General features: G+C 72.1%; 12 protein-coding genes. 4 read left to right on the top strand and 8 right to left on the bottom strand.

Annotation, left to right across the window (positions count from 1 at the left end):
- The first annotated feature begins 7 nt into the window (after positions 1-7).
- Positions 8-904 carry an esterase/lipase family protein gene (locus V2W30_RS08350; protein WP_338694917.1) on the top strand — a complete coding sequence of 299 codons (897 nt, stop codon included), beginning with the start codon at positions 8-10 and terminating at the stop codon, positions 902-904.
- 24 nt (positions 905-928) lie between these two features.
- On the opposite strand, the gene V2W30_RS08345 is transcribed toward V2W30_RS08350, so the two are convergent.
- Complete coding sequence (locus V2W30_RS08345; RefSeq protein ID WP_338694915.1) at positions 929-1,912, bottom strand: lytic polysaccharide monooxygenase; 984 nt, start codon at positions 1,910-1,912, stop codon at positions 929-931.
- Positions 1,913-2,299: 387 nt separating this feature from the next.
- On the opposite strand from V2W30_RS08345, the gene V2W30_RS08340 reads away from it, so the two are divergent.
- The gene (locus V2W30_RS08340) at positions 2,300-2,830 is read left to right on the top strand and encodes a GNAT family N-acetyltransferase (RefSeq protein WP_338694913.1); all 531 of its coding nucleotides are present in this window, start codon (positions 2,300-2,302) and stop codon (positions 2,828-2,830) included.
- Between the two features lie 9 nt (positions 2,831-2,839).
- Here the strand turns inward: V2W30_RS08340 and V2W30_RS08335 are convergent, their stop codons facing one another.
- From V2W30_RS08335 to V2W30_RS08325, 3 genes are all read right to left on the bottom strand, one after another.
- The gene (locus V2W30_RS08335; RefSeq protein ID WP_338694912.1) at positions 2,840-2,986 is read right to left on the bottom strand and encodes a hypothetical protein; all 147 of its coding nucleotides are present in this window, start codon (positions 2,984-2,986) and stop codon (positions 2,840-2,842) included.
- Positions 2,987-3,245: 259 nt separating this feature from the next.
- Positions 3,246-3,746: a DUF402 domain-containing protein gene (locus V2W30_RS08330; protein WP_338694910.1), complete on the bottom strand. Its 501-nt coding sequence runs from the start codon at positions 3,744-3,746 to the stop codon at positions 3,246-3,248.
- Positions 3,724-4,659 (bottom strand): GNAT family N-acetyltransferase, encoded by a 936-nt coding sequence (locus V2W30_RS08325; protein ID WP_338694908.1) that lies wholly within the window; start codon positions 4,657-4,659, stop codon positions 3,724-3,726. Before V2W30_RS08325 ends, V2W30_RS08330 begins: the two co-directional genes overlap by 23 nt.
- Before the next feature lie 71 nt (positions 4,660-4,730).
- Between V2W30_RS08325 and V2W30_RS08320 the strand changes: the two genes are divergently transcribed.
- A complete protein-coding gene (locus V2W30_RS08320; RefSeq protein WP_338694907.1) occupies positions 4,731-5,105 on the top strand; it encodes a GntR family transcriptional regulator in 375 nt (124 codons plus the stop codon).
- Positions 5,106-5,262: 157 nt separating this feature from the next.
- Here V2W30_RS08320 and V2W30_RS08315 read toward each other — a convergent pair whose 3' ends face one another.
- Positions 5,263-6,372, bottom strand: coding sequence for a DUF5925 domain-containing protein (locus V2W30_RS08315; protein WP_338694905.1), 1,110 nt, complete (start codon positions 6,370-6,372; stop codon positions 5,263-5,265).
- A 154-nt stretch (positions 6,373-6,526) separates the two neighbouring features.
- On the opposite strand from V2W30_RS08315, the gene V2W30_RS08310 reads away from it, so the two are divergent.
- Positions 6,527-7,948, top strand: a complete 1,422-nt coding sequence (locus V2W30_RS08310; protein ID WP_338694903.1) for a GH39 family glycosyl hydrolase — start codon at positions 6,527-6,529, stop codon at positions 7,946-7,948.
- A 91-nt stretch (positions 7,949-8,039) separates the two neighbouring features.
- Here the strand turns inward: V2W30_RS08310 and V2W30_RS08305 are convergent, their stop codons facing one another.
- Genes V2W30_RS08305 through V2W30_RS08295 form a run of 3 tightly spaced genes read right to left on the bottom strand, consistent with a single transcriptional unit; the run spans position 8,040 to position 13,898 of the window.
- Positions 8,040-12,086, bottom strand: a complete 4,047-nt coding sequence (locus V2W30_RS08305; protein WP_425244506.1) for a lipopolysaccharide biosynthesis protein — start codon at positions 12,084-12,086, stop codon at positions 8,040-8,042.
- Entirely contained in the window at positions 12,079-12,903 is an 825-nt protein-coding gene (locus V2W30_RS08300) for a polysaccharide deacetylase family protein (RefSeq protein WP_338694902.1), read from the bottom strand. The genes V2W30_RS08305 and V2W30_RS08300 overlap by 8 nt, the downstream gene beginning before the upstream one ends.
- Positions 12,900-13,898, bottom strand: a complete 999-nt coding sequence (locus V2W30_RS08295) for a glycosyltransferase family 2 protein (RefSeq protein WP_338703530.1) — start codon at positions 13,896-13,898, stop codon at positions 12,900-12,902. Before V2W30_RS08295 ends, V2W30_RS08300 begins: the two co-directional genes overlap by 4 nt.
- Between the last annotated feature and the right edge of the window lie 44 nt (positions 13,899-13,942).

The raw sequence follows: 13,942 nt of genomic DNA, 5'->3' as shown, positions 1-13,942 counted from the left end.
ATACACGATGCTGCCCAGAAACAAGCCGTCCGGAAGCAGAGGGCCGTCCGGAAGCAGATGGCAGCGGGGGCTGCGCGCCGCGGCCGTCGCCGCCACGCTCCTCACCGCCACCGCACTGCCGGCCACCACCGCCCACGCGCAGACCGCGGCCACCAGCAGCGGCTGGAACGACTACTCCTGCAAGCCGTCCGCCGCCCACCCGCGGCCCGTCGTCCTGGTCCACGGCACCTTCGGCAACTCCGTCGACAACTGGCTCGTCCTCGCGCCCTACCTGGTGAAGCGCGGCTACTGCGTCTTCTCGCTGGACTACGGGCAACTGCCCGGCGTCCCCCTCTTCAACGGGCTCGGACCCATCGCACGCTCCGCCGAACAGCTCGACGCCTTCGTCGGCAAGGTGCGGGGCGCCACCGGCGCCGCCAAGGTCGACCTCGTCGGACACTCGCAGGGCGGCATGATGCCGCGCTACTACCTCAAGTTCCTCGGCGGCGCCGCCGAGGTGAACGCCCTCGTCGGCATCGCACCCGACAACCACGGCACCACCCTGAGCGGGCTCACCAAACTGCTGCCCTACTTCCCGGGCGTCGGCGACCTGCTCACCCTCGCCACACCGTCGCTCGCCGACCAGGTCGCCGGGTCCGACTTCATCACCAAGCTGAACGCCGGCGGGGACACCGTGCCGGGCGTCCACTACACCGTCATCGCCACCAAGTACGACGAGGTCGTCACCCCGTACCGCACCCAGTTCCTCGACGGACCCGACGTGCGCAACGTCGTGGTGCAGGACCTGTGCCCCGTCGACCTCTCGGAGCACGTGACGGTCGGGACCGTGGACCTCGTCGCCTACCACGAGGTGGCGAACGCCCTCGATCCCGCGCACGCCACCCGGACCGACTGCTTCAACTGATCCGCACGCGACGGGCGGGCCGGGTCAGCGGCCGCGCCGCCCGCCCGTCATCGCACGGCGGCGCACCGAGGCGAACAGACCCGCCGCGCCGATCGCCAGGGCGGCCGCGCCGCCGACCGCGATGTACGGGGTCGTGGAGTCGCCGCCGGTCTCCGCGAGATTCTCCGAACCACCCTGCGCGGCGGGGGAGTTGTCGTCCTCCGCGACCGGACTCGGGTCGGCGCTCGCGTCGGCCCCCGCGGTCTCGTCGCCGCTCATGTCCATACCGCTGTGGTCGACCGTCGACTTGTCGGCGTCCTCGGCGATCTGCTCGTCGGACGGCGCCGACGGGGACGCGGCCGCCGTGGACCCGGCAGACGCCGCGCTGTCGCCGTACGTCACGTCCGAGCAGGAGTAGAACGCCTCCGTGCTGTCCGAGCGCTGCCAGATCCCGTAGATCAACTGGCGGCCCGTGCGGTCCGGGAGCGTGCCGGAGAACGTGTAGTAGCCGCCCTCCGCCACCGGGTCCGTCTTCGTCGCGACGGGGTGCTTCAGGTCGAGGTCGGACCAGGCCAGGGGCTTCGACGGGTCGTAGCCCTGCTTCGTCAGGTAGAGGTTGAAGGTGCCCTTGTGCGGGGCGGTCACCTTGTACGAGAACGTGTACGAGCCCGCCGAGACCTTCGTCGCGGGCCAGTCGTCGCGGGCCAGGTCCATGCCCTTGAACTCGTCGGAGTTCGCCGAGCAGAGCTTGCCGTCGGGGATGTTCTCCTGGTGCTTGCCTGCCGCCTCGCCGTCGCGGATGCCGTTCCAGTCGTACAGGGCCTGTGAGCCGCCCGCGGCGACCGCCGCCTTGCACGCCGCCGACGTGGGGTTCTCGGCGCCCTCGGCGTAGCAGGCGGCGACCCGGCTGACCGGGTCGCCGAGCGTGCCGTGCGCCGCGGCGGGCGTCGCGGACAGGGCGGTCAGGGCGAGCGGGGCGACGCCGGTCGCGGCGAGGGCGGCGAGCTTGCGGCTGCGGCGTGCGGGCATGGAAGTACTCCTTGATCGAGGGCACAGGGGTGGGGGGAAGCCTGCGTCCGCAGCGGCGAACGGGCCCCGGTGACAAGGAAGTTAGCCCGCGAGAACGCCCGGCACGGCCCCCGCGGGCGCCCTGAGTCGATCTTTATGGCGCACTTAAGGCCGGGCTCAGACTCTGATCAGAGAGCCCCTCCCGCACCCCTCGGCGGCGACTGTCCGCCGTGAAGTGCCGCTGGTACGTCAGCCCGCCGTCGGTGTCGAGCGACGGACCGACCACGACAAGCGGGTCACGGGAGCGACCGCTGCCGGGAACGCCCGCAGGCGCGTCCTCGGGTGCGTCCGGGGTCGGGTGCGCGGGCCGGTGGTGCGGGGGGAGGGGGAGTGTCGTAGAAAGGCGGCATGAACAGCGAGTCAGTGGGGGACGAGGTCCGCCTGGCGGTCGCCGGCGACGTGCCGGCCGTCAAGGCCGTCACCGATGCGGCGTACCGGCACTACATCGACCGCATAGGGGTCGTGCCACAACCCATGGAGGCCGACCACGCCGCGAACGTGGCGGCGGGTCTGGTGTACGTCACCGAAGACGGGGGGCACGGGGGGCACGGGGAGCACGCGGAGGACGAGGGGCGCGAGGGTGGGGCGGCGGTGGTCGGCCTGGTCGTCGTCGAGGCGCGGCCCGACCATCTCTTCCTCGACAGCATCGCGGTGCGTCCCGACGCCCATGGGCGAGGGGTGGGCCGCCGCCTGCTCGGCTTCGTCGACGAGCACGCGCGCGCCCTGGGGCTGCCGGAGGTCCGGCTCTACACCAACGCGTTGATGTGGGAGAACCAGAAGATCTATCCGCGGTACGGATACGAGGTCGTGGAACGCCGGGTCGACGGGCCCTACGACCGCGTCCACTACCGCAAGCGACTGGGTCTGGACAGCATGTGAGCGGCCCTCCTACTCGTCCGGCCACCACGTCTTGCGCACGTCCTTGCGCACTTCGGGACGTTCGCGCCCGCGCTCGGCCGCTTCGTCCTGCAAGTCCCGCAGCCGCCGCGTGATGGCGCTCGCTCCGGTCCGCTTGTGCGTGGTCACTCGGCGCATGGTGCCTCCTGTACCTACACGGGTTCCAACGTGGTGCCGTTGTAGACCTGTTCCCGGAGCGTCGCTCATCGAAGCGCAATTGTCAGTGGCGGTTGTCACGATGGGGGAATGAGGCACGAGGAAGGAGCACGAGACGAGGCCGGAAACAGAGCGGCCGACCGGGGCGCGGCGGCCGCGGCACCTGCGGCATATGACGCGCCGTTCCTTCTCGACGACGCCGCGTCACCGCCGTCGCCGTGCGGAAAGTCGCTGAGCGCGCCTACAGCGTGAGCAGCGCCGCGAACCCGCCCCGGCGCGCCAGGAGTTCGAGCTCGTCCAGGGCCCGCGTCGCCGCCAGCGCGGCGGCCGGGTCGCGGTCGGCGAGCCCGCTCTCGGCGAACTCGTCCTCGTCCAGGCGGATCACCCGCGATCCGTCCGCGGACACCCACAGATCGAGATCGAGGTCCTCGGAGCGGAGGTGACCGTCGGTGTCGCGGACCACCGGGCGCGTGATGTCGCAGTACCAGCCCTTCAGCGTGCCGTCGCCCGCCCGCACCTCCTTGATCGCGTACCAGCGGTCGCGCCAGTAGTGCTCGGTGAACACGTCACCGGGCTCGAAGCGGACGAAGCCGAAGTCGCGTACGCCCGCGCCCGCCCACTCGGCGCGCACCGCGACGTGCGTGCCGTCGTCGTGCAGCGGCCGCGCCGGGTAACCGATCTTCGTGCGGCCCGCCTTGACCAGGCGGACCTGTACGAGGTCAGGAGTCGAGGGTGCGGACATGGCGGACCTCCGTCGCGTCGAGCGTGTAACCGAACCATTCGTTGATCGCGAGCATCGGCGCGTTGTCCGCGTCGTTGCCCGTGTACGCCACCGAGACACCGGCCGCGCGGGCCCGGTGCAGCGAGTCGTTCTTGGCGAGCTTGGCCAGGCCACGGCCCCGGAAGGCGCGCGCCGTCCCGGTCATGCCCGACCAGTAGCGGCCGTCGCCGTCCGTCTGCGCGAGGGAGAACGCGGCGGGGACGCCGTCGACCACCGCGACCGACGTCAGGCCCTGGTCGAGGAGCGGGTTCCGCCAGGTGTCCGTCAACCACTGCTCGTAGTCCCGGAGTTCGGCGACGATGTCGCTCGGCTCGTCCGCCACCGTCTGCGCGAACACGGCGAACAGCGGGCGCGGATCGGCCGCGAAGTCCGCCGCCGTGCGCAACGCGACACCGGACGGCGGGGCGGGCATCGGAGGCAGCGCGTCCGCCGTCAGCTCCAGGCGCAGGAAGTGGGCGCTGCGGCTGCGCCGGTAGCCGCGGGCCGCCGCCCACGCCAGGTTCCGCGGGCCGTCCAGGGCCCAGCAGAACACCTCCGTCGCACCGTGCTGGGCGAGGTGCGCCTCGGCGGTGCGGAGCAGGAGCGTGCCGCCGCCCCGGCCGACGTGGTCCGGGTGCACGTACACGTTCGCGTAGCCCTGGCCGGGCCGCGGGCTGTCGTACGCGATACCGACCTGCGCCGTGCCGATGACGGTGCCCGCGTCGTCCACGGCCACCAACGGGCGGTAGTGGGCGTCGGGATGGGCCCGCGCCGCGTCGTACGCGACGGACGCCGGCGTCGCGAGCATCGCCGGGAGGCAGGCGCGGCGCACCCGGGCGAATCCTTCGGCGTCCGCCGGGTCGGTGGGGCTCAGGGTGCGGACGATCACGGTCATGTCGCCGCACGCTACGCGCCGTCCGCGCCCGGGTGCCTCTCATTTTCCGGTGCTGCGGGACAATCGTCCGCGTGACCTTGAAGATCCGCATTGCAGACAGTGCCGACAGTGCCGCGCCGTACGAGCAGGTGCGGGCGCAGATCTCCGAGCAGGCCCGCTCGGGGGCGCTCCCGGTCGGCTACAAGTTGCCCACGGTGCGCGGCCTCGCGGAGCAGCTGGGGCTGGCCGCGAACACGGTGGCCAAGGCGTACCGGGCGCTGGAGGCGGACGGGGTGATCGAGACGCGGGGGCGCAACGGCACGCTCATCGCGTCCGCTCGGGACGCGGCGTCCCGGGAGGCGTCCGCGGCGGCTCAGGCGTTCGCCGAGCGGGTGCGACGGCTCGGGCTGTCGGAGGAGGCGGCGATGGACGCGGTCCGCGACGCGGTGCGGGCCGCGTACGCGTAGACCTCACGCCGCCGCGGGTGCGGGTCCGGTCGTGGCCGGTCGCGTGGTTCCCCGCCCCTTCGAGGCAGGCCGCGCGCGGCGCATGCCTCCAGAGGCGCGGGGAGCAGCGTGACCGGCCCCCACCGGACCCGCACCCGCCCCCGATGCCGACAGCCCGCTACAGATACAACCCCGCGTCCGCCGACCCCCGCTGATCCGGCACCGCCGTCGGAGACACCCCGCGGCGCAGGGCGTACAGCTCCGCCAGCGTCGCTCCCTCGCGGCTCACGGCCTCCTCGCGGCCGGCGACCTCCTCGCCGAGCCAGTCCACCGACTCGCGGTGCGTCAGCGGGCCCACCTCGATCCGGGCGAGGCAGCGGCCGGGGCGGACCACGGCCGGGTGGAGGCGTTCCAGGTCCTCGTTGGTCGTCACGCCCACCAGAACGTTCCGGCCCTGGCCGAGCAGACCGTCGGTCAGATTGAGCAGCCGCGAGAGCGCCTGACCCGCCGTGTGCTTGGCCTCCCCGCGGATCAGCTCGTCGCAGTCCTCCAGGAGCAGCAGTCGCCAGCGGCCCTTGGCCGAGCCGTCGTCCTCGCCGATCGCGATGTCCATCAGGTAGCCGACGTCGGAGAAGAGGCGCTCCGGGTCGAGGACGCAGTCGACCTGGCACCAGTCCCGCCACGAGCGGGCCAGCGTGCGCAGCGCGGAGGTCTTTCCGGTGCCGGGCGGGCCGTGCAGCAGCAGGAGGCGGCCCGCGATGTCGTCGGGCCGCGTCTTCATCAGGTGGTCCATGGCGTCGGCCACCGGCGCCGTGTAGTTGGGCCGCACCTCCTCCCACGTACCGGCCGAGATCTGCCGGGTCGTCCGGTGCGGGCCGCGCCGCGGCGACACGTACCAGAAGCCCATCGTCACGTTGTCCGGCTGGGGTTCCGGCTCGTCGGTCGCGCCGTCCGTCGCCGACGTGAGGATCCGCTCGGCCAGCTCGGCCGTGGTCGCCGTGACCGTGACGTCCGCGCCCCGGTTCCAGCGGGAGATCAGCACCGTCCACCCCTCGCCCTCGGCGAGCGTCGCGCTGCGGTCGTCGTCGCGCGCGGAGCGCAGGATGCGGGCGTCCGGCGGCAGCAGGGTGGCGGCGGAGCGGACCCGGTCGATGGTGACGGCGTGCGAGTGCGGCTGCTCGCCCGTGGCGAAGCGGCCGAGGAACAGCGCGTCGACGACATCGGAGGGCGAGTCGCTGTCGTCGACGCCCAGCCGGATCGGCAGCGCGTCGAATGGGTTCGCAGACATGCCGCCATGATCCGGCACGACGCCCCCGCCCGCACGGGATTTCCGGAGCGCGTCACGCCCGTATCACGCGACGCGTCAGGTCACGCGGCTCGTTACGAGCCTGTGGCAACGGAGCCTGTCCCTCCGCCAACTGGCCTGGTTAACCTTGTCCTTGATGGGACGTCATGGGTGGGATTCGGGGGCACGGCGATGGCGGCTCATCGCCCTGCTCGGCGTGGGGATGGCCGTACTGGCCCTGGTGCTGACCGTGATCAGCACGCTTCCGAACGACAAGGCGAGAACCGCCGGTACGACGCCGGACGGCGACAAGGTGCACGGCACACCCGCCGAGCCCCCCAAGAAGCTGGGGCCGCAGGTGGGTTGGGGGTTCACGCACACCCAGTACTCCGCCGACGAGGGCGCGTCCGCCGCCGTCGAGCGCGCGGAACAGCTCATCGGCAAGCGGCCGATGCCGCAGATCCAGCACGTCATGGGCTGGGGGTCGAGCAACCCCGAACCGGTCAAGGGGCGTTACCAGTTCGACGAGATGGACCGCCGGATCGACTTCATCCGCAAGTCGGGCGGCACCCCGGTCGTCACGCTGTGCTGCGCGCCCGACTGGATGAAGGGCGGCAAGGCCGGCGTCGGCAACACGGACTGGAGTCAGCCGAGCCTGGAGAAGGCCCCGGACCCCGAGCACTTCCAGGACTACGCGAACCTCGCCGCGACGGTCGCCAAGCGGTACCCGTACGTACGGCACTTCATCGTCTGGAACGAGTTCAAGGGGTTCTGGAACGACGCCGAGGGCCGCTGGGACTACGAGGGCTACACGCGGCTCTACAACCTCGTCTACAAGGCCCTGAAGAAGGTCGACAAGGACATCATGGTCGGCGGCCCCTACCTGGTGATGGACAGCCTCGACCCGAAGCAGACCGACGGCACGTCCGACACGGTCAAGGGCCCGTGGGGGCGCATGGACCAGCGGATCCTCGACGCCTTCACCTACTGGAACAAGAACAAGGCGGGCGCCGACTTCGTCGTCGTGGACGGCTCCAGCTACACGAACGACGACGAGATGCTGCCGGACGAGTTCAAGGCGACCGACAAGTTCACGGCCGTCGGCAGGTGGATCGAGCGGCAGACCGGCGATCTGCCCCTGTGGTGGTCCGAGTACTACGTCGAGCCCGCCGACAGCGACGACGAGCGCGACGGCTGGAGCGAGCCGCACCGCGTCGCCGTCCAGGCCTCCGGGATGATCGCGATGGCGAAGGGCGGCGCCACGTCCGGGTTCTACTGGAACCCCGAGGACGAGAAGGGCACCTCGTGCGCCGGGTGCCTGTGGCGGCCCACGGACGCCGCGTCGGGCGGCGGGGCGCTGCCGATGTACGACCTGGTGTCGCGGTTCAACGAGGAGTTCGGGCCCGGCACGCAGTTCGAGACGGTCGCCGTGGCGACGGACGACGTGCCGAACGTCCGGGTGATCGCCGACGACAAGGCCGTCCTCGTGGTCAACACGCTCAACCGGCCCATCAGCGCGAAGATCGACGGCAAGCGGTTCCAGATGCAGGGCTACGAGGTGAAGTGGCTCAAGCGGTGACGGGGCGCCCCCGACCGGGGGCGCCCCACGGGGCCGCACCGATTCCGCCGCCGCCCCGCGCCCGCTGCTGAGCGCCCATCGTGATGAACCGCTACTGCAGACCCATCGTGATGAACCGCTGGATGAGCGACGCGAGGACCACCGCGAGCAGCGGCAGCGAGAACCAGAACGTGCTCTGCAACCAGCGCAGTTGGCGCACGCTGGGCCGCGTCGCCACCCGCACCACCTCGCGGGCCGTGAGCAGCACGATCAGCGCGAGCGCGGCGAGCGCGCCCACCACCGACCACGGCGTCCAGGTGACCTGCGGACCGATCGGGCCCGGGTCCGCCTGCGCCACCTTGCCGGACGGCTCCTTGCGCAGCTGGTACATGGTCACGTCCTCGTTGACGTAGACCTTCTTCAGCTCCTGGCGCGCGTCGAGGTTCTGGACGAGCCGCGTCTCCCACGTCCTGGAGTAGCCGACGTCCATCTCCAGATAGACGACCTGACTCTTGTTGATCATCAGGTACGAGTTCGGGCCCGCGTCCTTGAGCGCCTTGACGAGGCTGCCGACCAGGACCGGGTCGGCCGGCGCGAGCGTCGGCACGTACTGGACCTTCTCCATGTCGCGGGCGCCCCACGGCATCGCCGGCGTCACGTTGTCGACCGTGTCGTTGCTCATCCACAGCAGGCGCACCGTCGGCTTGTCGTGGGCGTACACGTACTCCATCGCGGCGACCTCGCCGGGCCGGATCCGCTCGAACGGCTCGTTGCCCCAGCGGGCCACCAGGAAGCCGCCCATGAGCAGCAGCCCCGCCATGAGCGCGGCCAGCGGGGCCAGGCTGATGCGGTCCTTGTCGCGCTCCTTCGCGGTGACACCGGTCCGCGGGAACAGCGCGAGCCCGGCCAGCAGGGCGGCGCCCGGCAGGGCGAACATGAAGACCCGCAGCGCCATCTCGCCGCCGTACGACTGCATGCCGAAGCCGAGGAACGGGACGAAGGTCAGGACGATCAGGGACCGCTCGCGGTACTTCCAGTCGCGGCGGCGCCACCAGCCCCAGCAGGCGAACGCCATCACACCGCCGGCCAGCAGCACGCGGACGTAGAGGACGAGCTTGTGGGTCGAACTGCCGTCCTGGATACGGCCGGAGACCGACGACGAGACGTTGCCGCCGACACCGCCGACACCGCCGAACAGATCGTTGAAATGGCCCGACCAGTACGGCTCGGCGAGGAAGCCCAGCCAGACGGCGACGAGGACACCGAACAGGAGCGGCAGGCCGCGCAGTTCGGAGCGGCCGACCAGGACGAGGACGGCGAGGACGCCCAGCATCACGAACGGGGTCAGCTGGTGCGCCGGGACCGTCGCCGCGAACAGGGCGATCAGGACCACGAGGAGCACCGCGCGCTGCCGGCGGTCCGTCGGCTCGACCTCCGCCTCGCCGGGGCGCCGCGTGGTCCACAGCACGCGCGGCGCCCGGAACCAGACCAGCAGGATCGCCACGAAGACGAGATAGAGCAGGTACGTGAAGCCCTGCGGCGAGAAGTAGTCCTGACCCACCCAGCCGCTGAGGACGAAGATCCACAGCCCGGTCCACTTGGCCTTCCAGCTCGCCCGCACCGAGCGCAGCAGCAGGAACATCGGTGCCAGGTAGAGGAGTTGGATGGCCAGCGGCCACCAGCGGATGACCTCGCGGAGGTCGCTGACCCCGCAGGCCTTCGCGAGGAACGTGGCCGCCGCGAAGAAGCCCGGCCAGCTCCAGCGGGCGTCCAGGTCGGGGACCGCGGAGCCCGTACGGTCGATGTAGTCCATGAAGCCCAGGTGCTGCCAGGCCGTGGCGAACCGGGGCTCCGTCTCGATGACGGCGGGCAGCGCGTGCAGCGACACGACCGTGGCGAGCAGGGTGAGCAACAGCAGCCGTTTGTGCGGGCGTTCGAGCCACAGCAGGGACGCGAAGACGCCGATCAGCAGGGCCGCGCCGAACAGGGTCATCGGCGGCAGGACCGAGATCAGGCCGAGGCCCCCCATGTCCTCCAGATCGGTGTCGCTCATCCCGAGGACGGGTCCCCAGTACAGGCCGAGGGCCGCGACGAGCAGCAGGGCGAGGACGACGACGGTCGGGGTCAGACGGCCCCGCTCCCGCGGTGCGGACGCGAGGTCCGCGTCGCTCAGGGGGAGCGGTGGTTCGTGCTCGCGCACCGCGGCGGCGGCGCGCCAGGCGACCCCGGACGGGTGCGGCTCGTGCTCCTGGTCCGGCTCAGGGTCCGGTTCGAGCTCCGGCTCCGGTTCGAGCTCCGGCTCCGGTTCGAGCTCCGGCTCCGGTACGGGCGTCTCGACGGCGGAGTCGGATTCCTCCGCGGCGGCGGCCGGGCCCGGCGACAGATCGACCGTGTCGCGCGCGCCGGGCACTCCGGAGCCGCCCTCCGCGTGCCCGTCGCTCGACGCCTGCGAGGCCGAGGCGGACGCGGACGCGGCGGCGTCCGGGGCATCGGGATCCGGCTCGGGCGGCGCCGAGCGCTGTCCCGGCAGCGGCGATTTCAGCGCCCACGTCGGCAGGTGCTCACCGCGCGGCGGCGTCACAGGACCGAGCCGCATGTCGGGCCTCCGCTCCTGGTGGTCCAGATTGAGCTGCACCGCGAGATGCAGCGTGTCGGAATCCATCGCGTCGCGCAGCGCCCACTTCGGGCCCTGCTTCTCCCGCGCACCCGCCGACACCTTCGGCGTGCCCAGATCGGCCAGGTCGCCGTCGGGGGCGGCGCCGTCCACGGCCGGCGACGGGGGAGAGGTGCGCACCACGCGCCACAGCTTCGGCGCGGCGATCGCCACGATCACCGCGAGGGAGGAGATCTCGGCGACGCCCGCGCCCGTCAGCCCCATCCGGGGCAGCAGGAGCAGCGTCAGACCGAGCACCAGGACGCACAACAGGCCCTGGAGCCAAGCGAGTCCGGACGTCCGGCTCTGCGCGCGCAGCACCGCGAAGTACGTCTCCATGACCACGCGCAGCGCCGCCCCGACCGCGAACCAGCGCAGCAGCGGCGTCGCCGCGTCCGCGTAGTCCTGCCCGAAGACGTGCAGCACGTACGGCGCGAGGAGGAAGAGGAGGCCACAGATCGGGATCATGATGCGGGCCATCCGGCGCAGCGCCGCACGGGTGTTGGCCGCGAGCTGTGCCGGGTCGTGCGAGCCCTCGACGGTCAGGGAGGCGCCCATGTTGATCGCCAGCAGATTGACCGTGCCGCCGATCGTGGTGGTGATGTAGAAGTACGCGTTGTCGGAGGAACTGACCTGCGAGGCGATGATCACCGGCACGAGGTAGACGACGGCCAGCGAGAACAGCGAGCCCGTGTAGTCGCCCGCCAGGAAGCGGCCCATCTCGCGCAGCGTCGGCGGATCCGCCTTGCCGTCCGTGGTCGCGATGTGCCGCGGCACGAGGCGGCGGAACACGAGCCAGCCCAGCGGCAGCACCGAGAACGCGATCGCCACGACCCACGACACGAACACGCCGGTCGTCGCGAGCGCCGTCGCGAAGGCGACCAGGAGCCCCAGCTTGACCAGCGAGAACACGGTGTTGCCGACCGGCACCCACAGCGCGCTGCGCAGCCCGGTCAGGACACCGTCCTGGAGCGTGAGCAGCGACCAGGCCACGACGGCCGCGATGAACCCGAGCCCGTTCAGCGGCCCGTGCAGGAACCGGTACGAGGGCCCCCACACGTCGAGCGTGAGGAGGAAGACCAGCGCGGCGCACGCGACCGCGACCGAACTCCCCGCGTAGGTGCGGAAGATGAAGCGCCCGGTGGCGCGCCCGGCGATCGGGATGAAGCGGGCCAGGGCCCCGGTGAGCGTCACGGCGGTGAGTCCCGCGAGGAACTTCATCGCCGCGATCGCCGCCGAGCCCTGCCCGACCGCGTCCGCCGTGTAGTAGTGCGCGGCGGCCAGCCAGAAGCCGACGCCGAGGACACCGGAGATGCCGGTGTTCAGCATCAGCGCGTAGGCGTTACGGAACAGCTGATTCCGACCCCCGGACCCCATGCCGTCTTCGCTGCCCTTCCTGCCGCGGCCCATGCCGGGCAGCCTGAGTCTGCGGCGGGGCGGCGCTGTCGCCTGCCCGGTCGCGGCGTCGGTCGGTGCGGCCTGGGGAGTGGTGGTCGTGTCAGACACGGGTACGGATTGCCTTCCGGCGGGCCTGTCGGGCTCTGCGGACCACGGCGTACCCCTTGGTCAGGGCACGTTCCCTGGCGAAATGACGGCCGATCGCGCGGCCCTCGACCAGCCGCTCGAACTCGGCGATGCCGGTCGAGCGGCGCACGGTGACGCGCCGCAGGGCGTACGGGCCCTGGCGGCGGCGGGCGAGGTCGTTGCCGACGGCGAGCGACTGGGCGAACCCGGCCGCGCGCACCGCCCGCCGCACCCGCCGGTCGGAGTGACCGTACGGGTAGGCGAAGGAGACGGGCTGCCCGCCCAGCTCCGCGGCGACGATCTCCCGGCAGTGCAACAGCTCGAACTCCAGCTCCTTGTCGCCGAGTTGGTCGAGCTGCGGATGCGTGTGCGTGTGACCCCCGATCTCGACGCCGTGCGCGGCGAGCGCCCGCACCTGCGTCCAGTCGAGCATCGTGTCGAGCCCGCCCCCGGTGTCGTACGGGCCGCGCAGCCACCCCGTCGAGACGAACACGGTGGCGGGGAAGCCCTGCGCGGTGAGGGCCGGCAGGGCGTACCGGTGCACGCCCTCGTAGCCGTCGTCGAAGGTGATCAGGACGGGCCGGTCGGGCAGCACCCGGCCGCCGCCGCGCCAGATCCCGGCGAGGTCGGCGGTGGTCAGCGGGGTGTACCCCCGTGCGCCGAGCAGCTCCATCTGCTCGGCGAACTGCCCCGGGGCCACGGACAGCCGGCGGGTCGCCTCGCTCGGCTCGTGGGCGACCGAGTGGTACATCAGGATGGGGACCGGCACCCCGTCGGACGTCCCCTGCCGCGCGCTCATGCCGCCGCCCCCGTCTCCCCCTCGCTCCGGTCGATCTCCACCACGGAGAACGTCGCGGAGCCCCCGCTCCGCGCCCGGAAACTCCCGAGAACGTACCCACCCGCCGCCGCCGTCACTCCGGCCACGATGGCCCCGGCCCGTCCCGCGCCGCCCGGCCTGCCGCGCACGAAGTCCCGCAGGCCCCGCGCCACACCGGCGGGCAGGACCCGGCTGGTGTAGGCGCGCTCGCTCTCAAGTCCCTTGTCCGCACCGACACTGCGGGCGACCAGCGCCTTGGAGAGCCCTTCCGCGTACGTCCGCGTACGGAAGTAGGCGAACCGCTCGCGTCCGGCCGGCACCCGGTGGTGGATGACCGCCCGGTCGTCGATGAGCAGCACCGCGTCCGGTCTGGCGCGGCTCAGGCGGATGCACAGCTCCGTCTCCTCGCAGCCCAGCGGGCGCTTGTCGCCGTCCCGGCCGATCCCGGTCGCGAAGCCGCCCGCGGCGTCGAAGGCGGTCCGCCGGAACGAGGCGTTGCCCCCGAGGACGTTGCGCACCTTCACCTTGCCGGGCGGCAGTCCCTTGTACGTGCAGCCCACCACCCAGTCGAACTCCTCGGGGAACCAGACGGGCCGGCGCCCCGACGCCCAGATCGGCTCGGTGCGCCCGCCGACCGCCATCACCTGGGGGTCGGCGTAGGCGGCGGCGAAATGCCGCAGCCAGTCCCGCTCCGCGACAGCGTCGTCGTCGAGGAACGCGATCACCTCGCCGCGCGAGGCCGCGATCCCCGTGTTCCGCCCGGCGGACAGCCCGCGCGGCCCGGCGTTGGCGAGCACCAGGACGTCCGACGCCTCCGTGAACTCCGCGGAGAGCCGCCCGAGGAGCACCGGGTTGTGGTCGACGACGAGCAGTGTCTCCAGGGCCGGGTACGACTGCGCGCGTACGGAGGAGACGGCGTCGAGGATGTCCTGCCACCGGTCCTCGGTGTACACGCAGATGACGACGGAGACACCCACCTCGGAGCCCGCCCCCGCGAGCCCTTCGGGCGATCGGGGAGCGG

Source organism: Streptomyces sp. Q6 (assembly GCF_036967205.1).
Classification (GTDB): Bacteria; Actinomycetota; Actinomycetes; order Streptomycetales; family Streptomycetaceae; genus Streptomyces; species Streptomyces citrinus.
Note: the sequence above shows the minus strand (reverse complement) of the source record. Positions and strands in the feature narration are given on the sequence as shown.

Excerpts from the sequence above, each read along its gene's own strand:
- V2W30_RS08350 (WP_338694917.1), top strand. The coding sequence starts at position 8 with ATGCTGCCCAGAAACAAGCCGTCCGGAAGCAGAGGGCCGTCCGGAAGC.
- V2W30_RS08345 (WP_338694915.1), bottom strand. The coding sequence starts at position 1,912 with ATGCCCGCACGCCGCAGCCGCAAGCTCGCCGCCCTCGCCGCGACCGGC.
- V2W30_RS08340 (WP_338694913.1), top strand. The coding sequence starts at position 2,300 with ATGAACAGCGAGTCAGTGGGGGACGAGGTCCGCCTGGCGGTCGCCGGC.
- V2W30_RS08335 (WP_338694912.1), bottom strand. The coding sequence starts at position 2,986 with ATGCGCCGAGTGACCACGCACAAGCGGACCGGAGCGAGCGCCATCACG.
- V2W30_RS08330 (WP_338694910.1), bottom strand. The coding sequence starts at position 3,746 with ATGTCCGCACCCTCGACTCCTGACCTCGTACAGGTCCGCCTGGTCAAG.
- V2W30_RS08325 (WP_338694908.1), bottom strand. The coding sequence starts at position 4,659 with ATGACCGTGATCGTCCGCACCCTGAGCCCCACCGACCCGGCGGACGCC.
- V2W30_RS08315 (WP_338694905.1), bottom strand. The coding sequence starts at position 6,372 with ATGTCTGCGAACCCATTCGACGCGCTGCCGATCCGGCTGGGCGTCGAC.
- V2W30_RS08310 (WP_338694903.1), top strand. The coding sequence starts at position 6,527 with ATGGGACGTCATGGGTGGGATTCGGGGGCACGGCGATGGCGGCTCATC.
- V2W30_RS08300 (WP_338694902.1), bottom strand. The coding sequence starts at position 12,903 with ATGAGCGCGCGGCAGGGGACGTCCGACGGGGTGCCGGTCCCCATCCTG.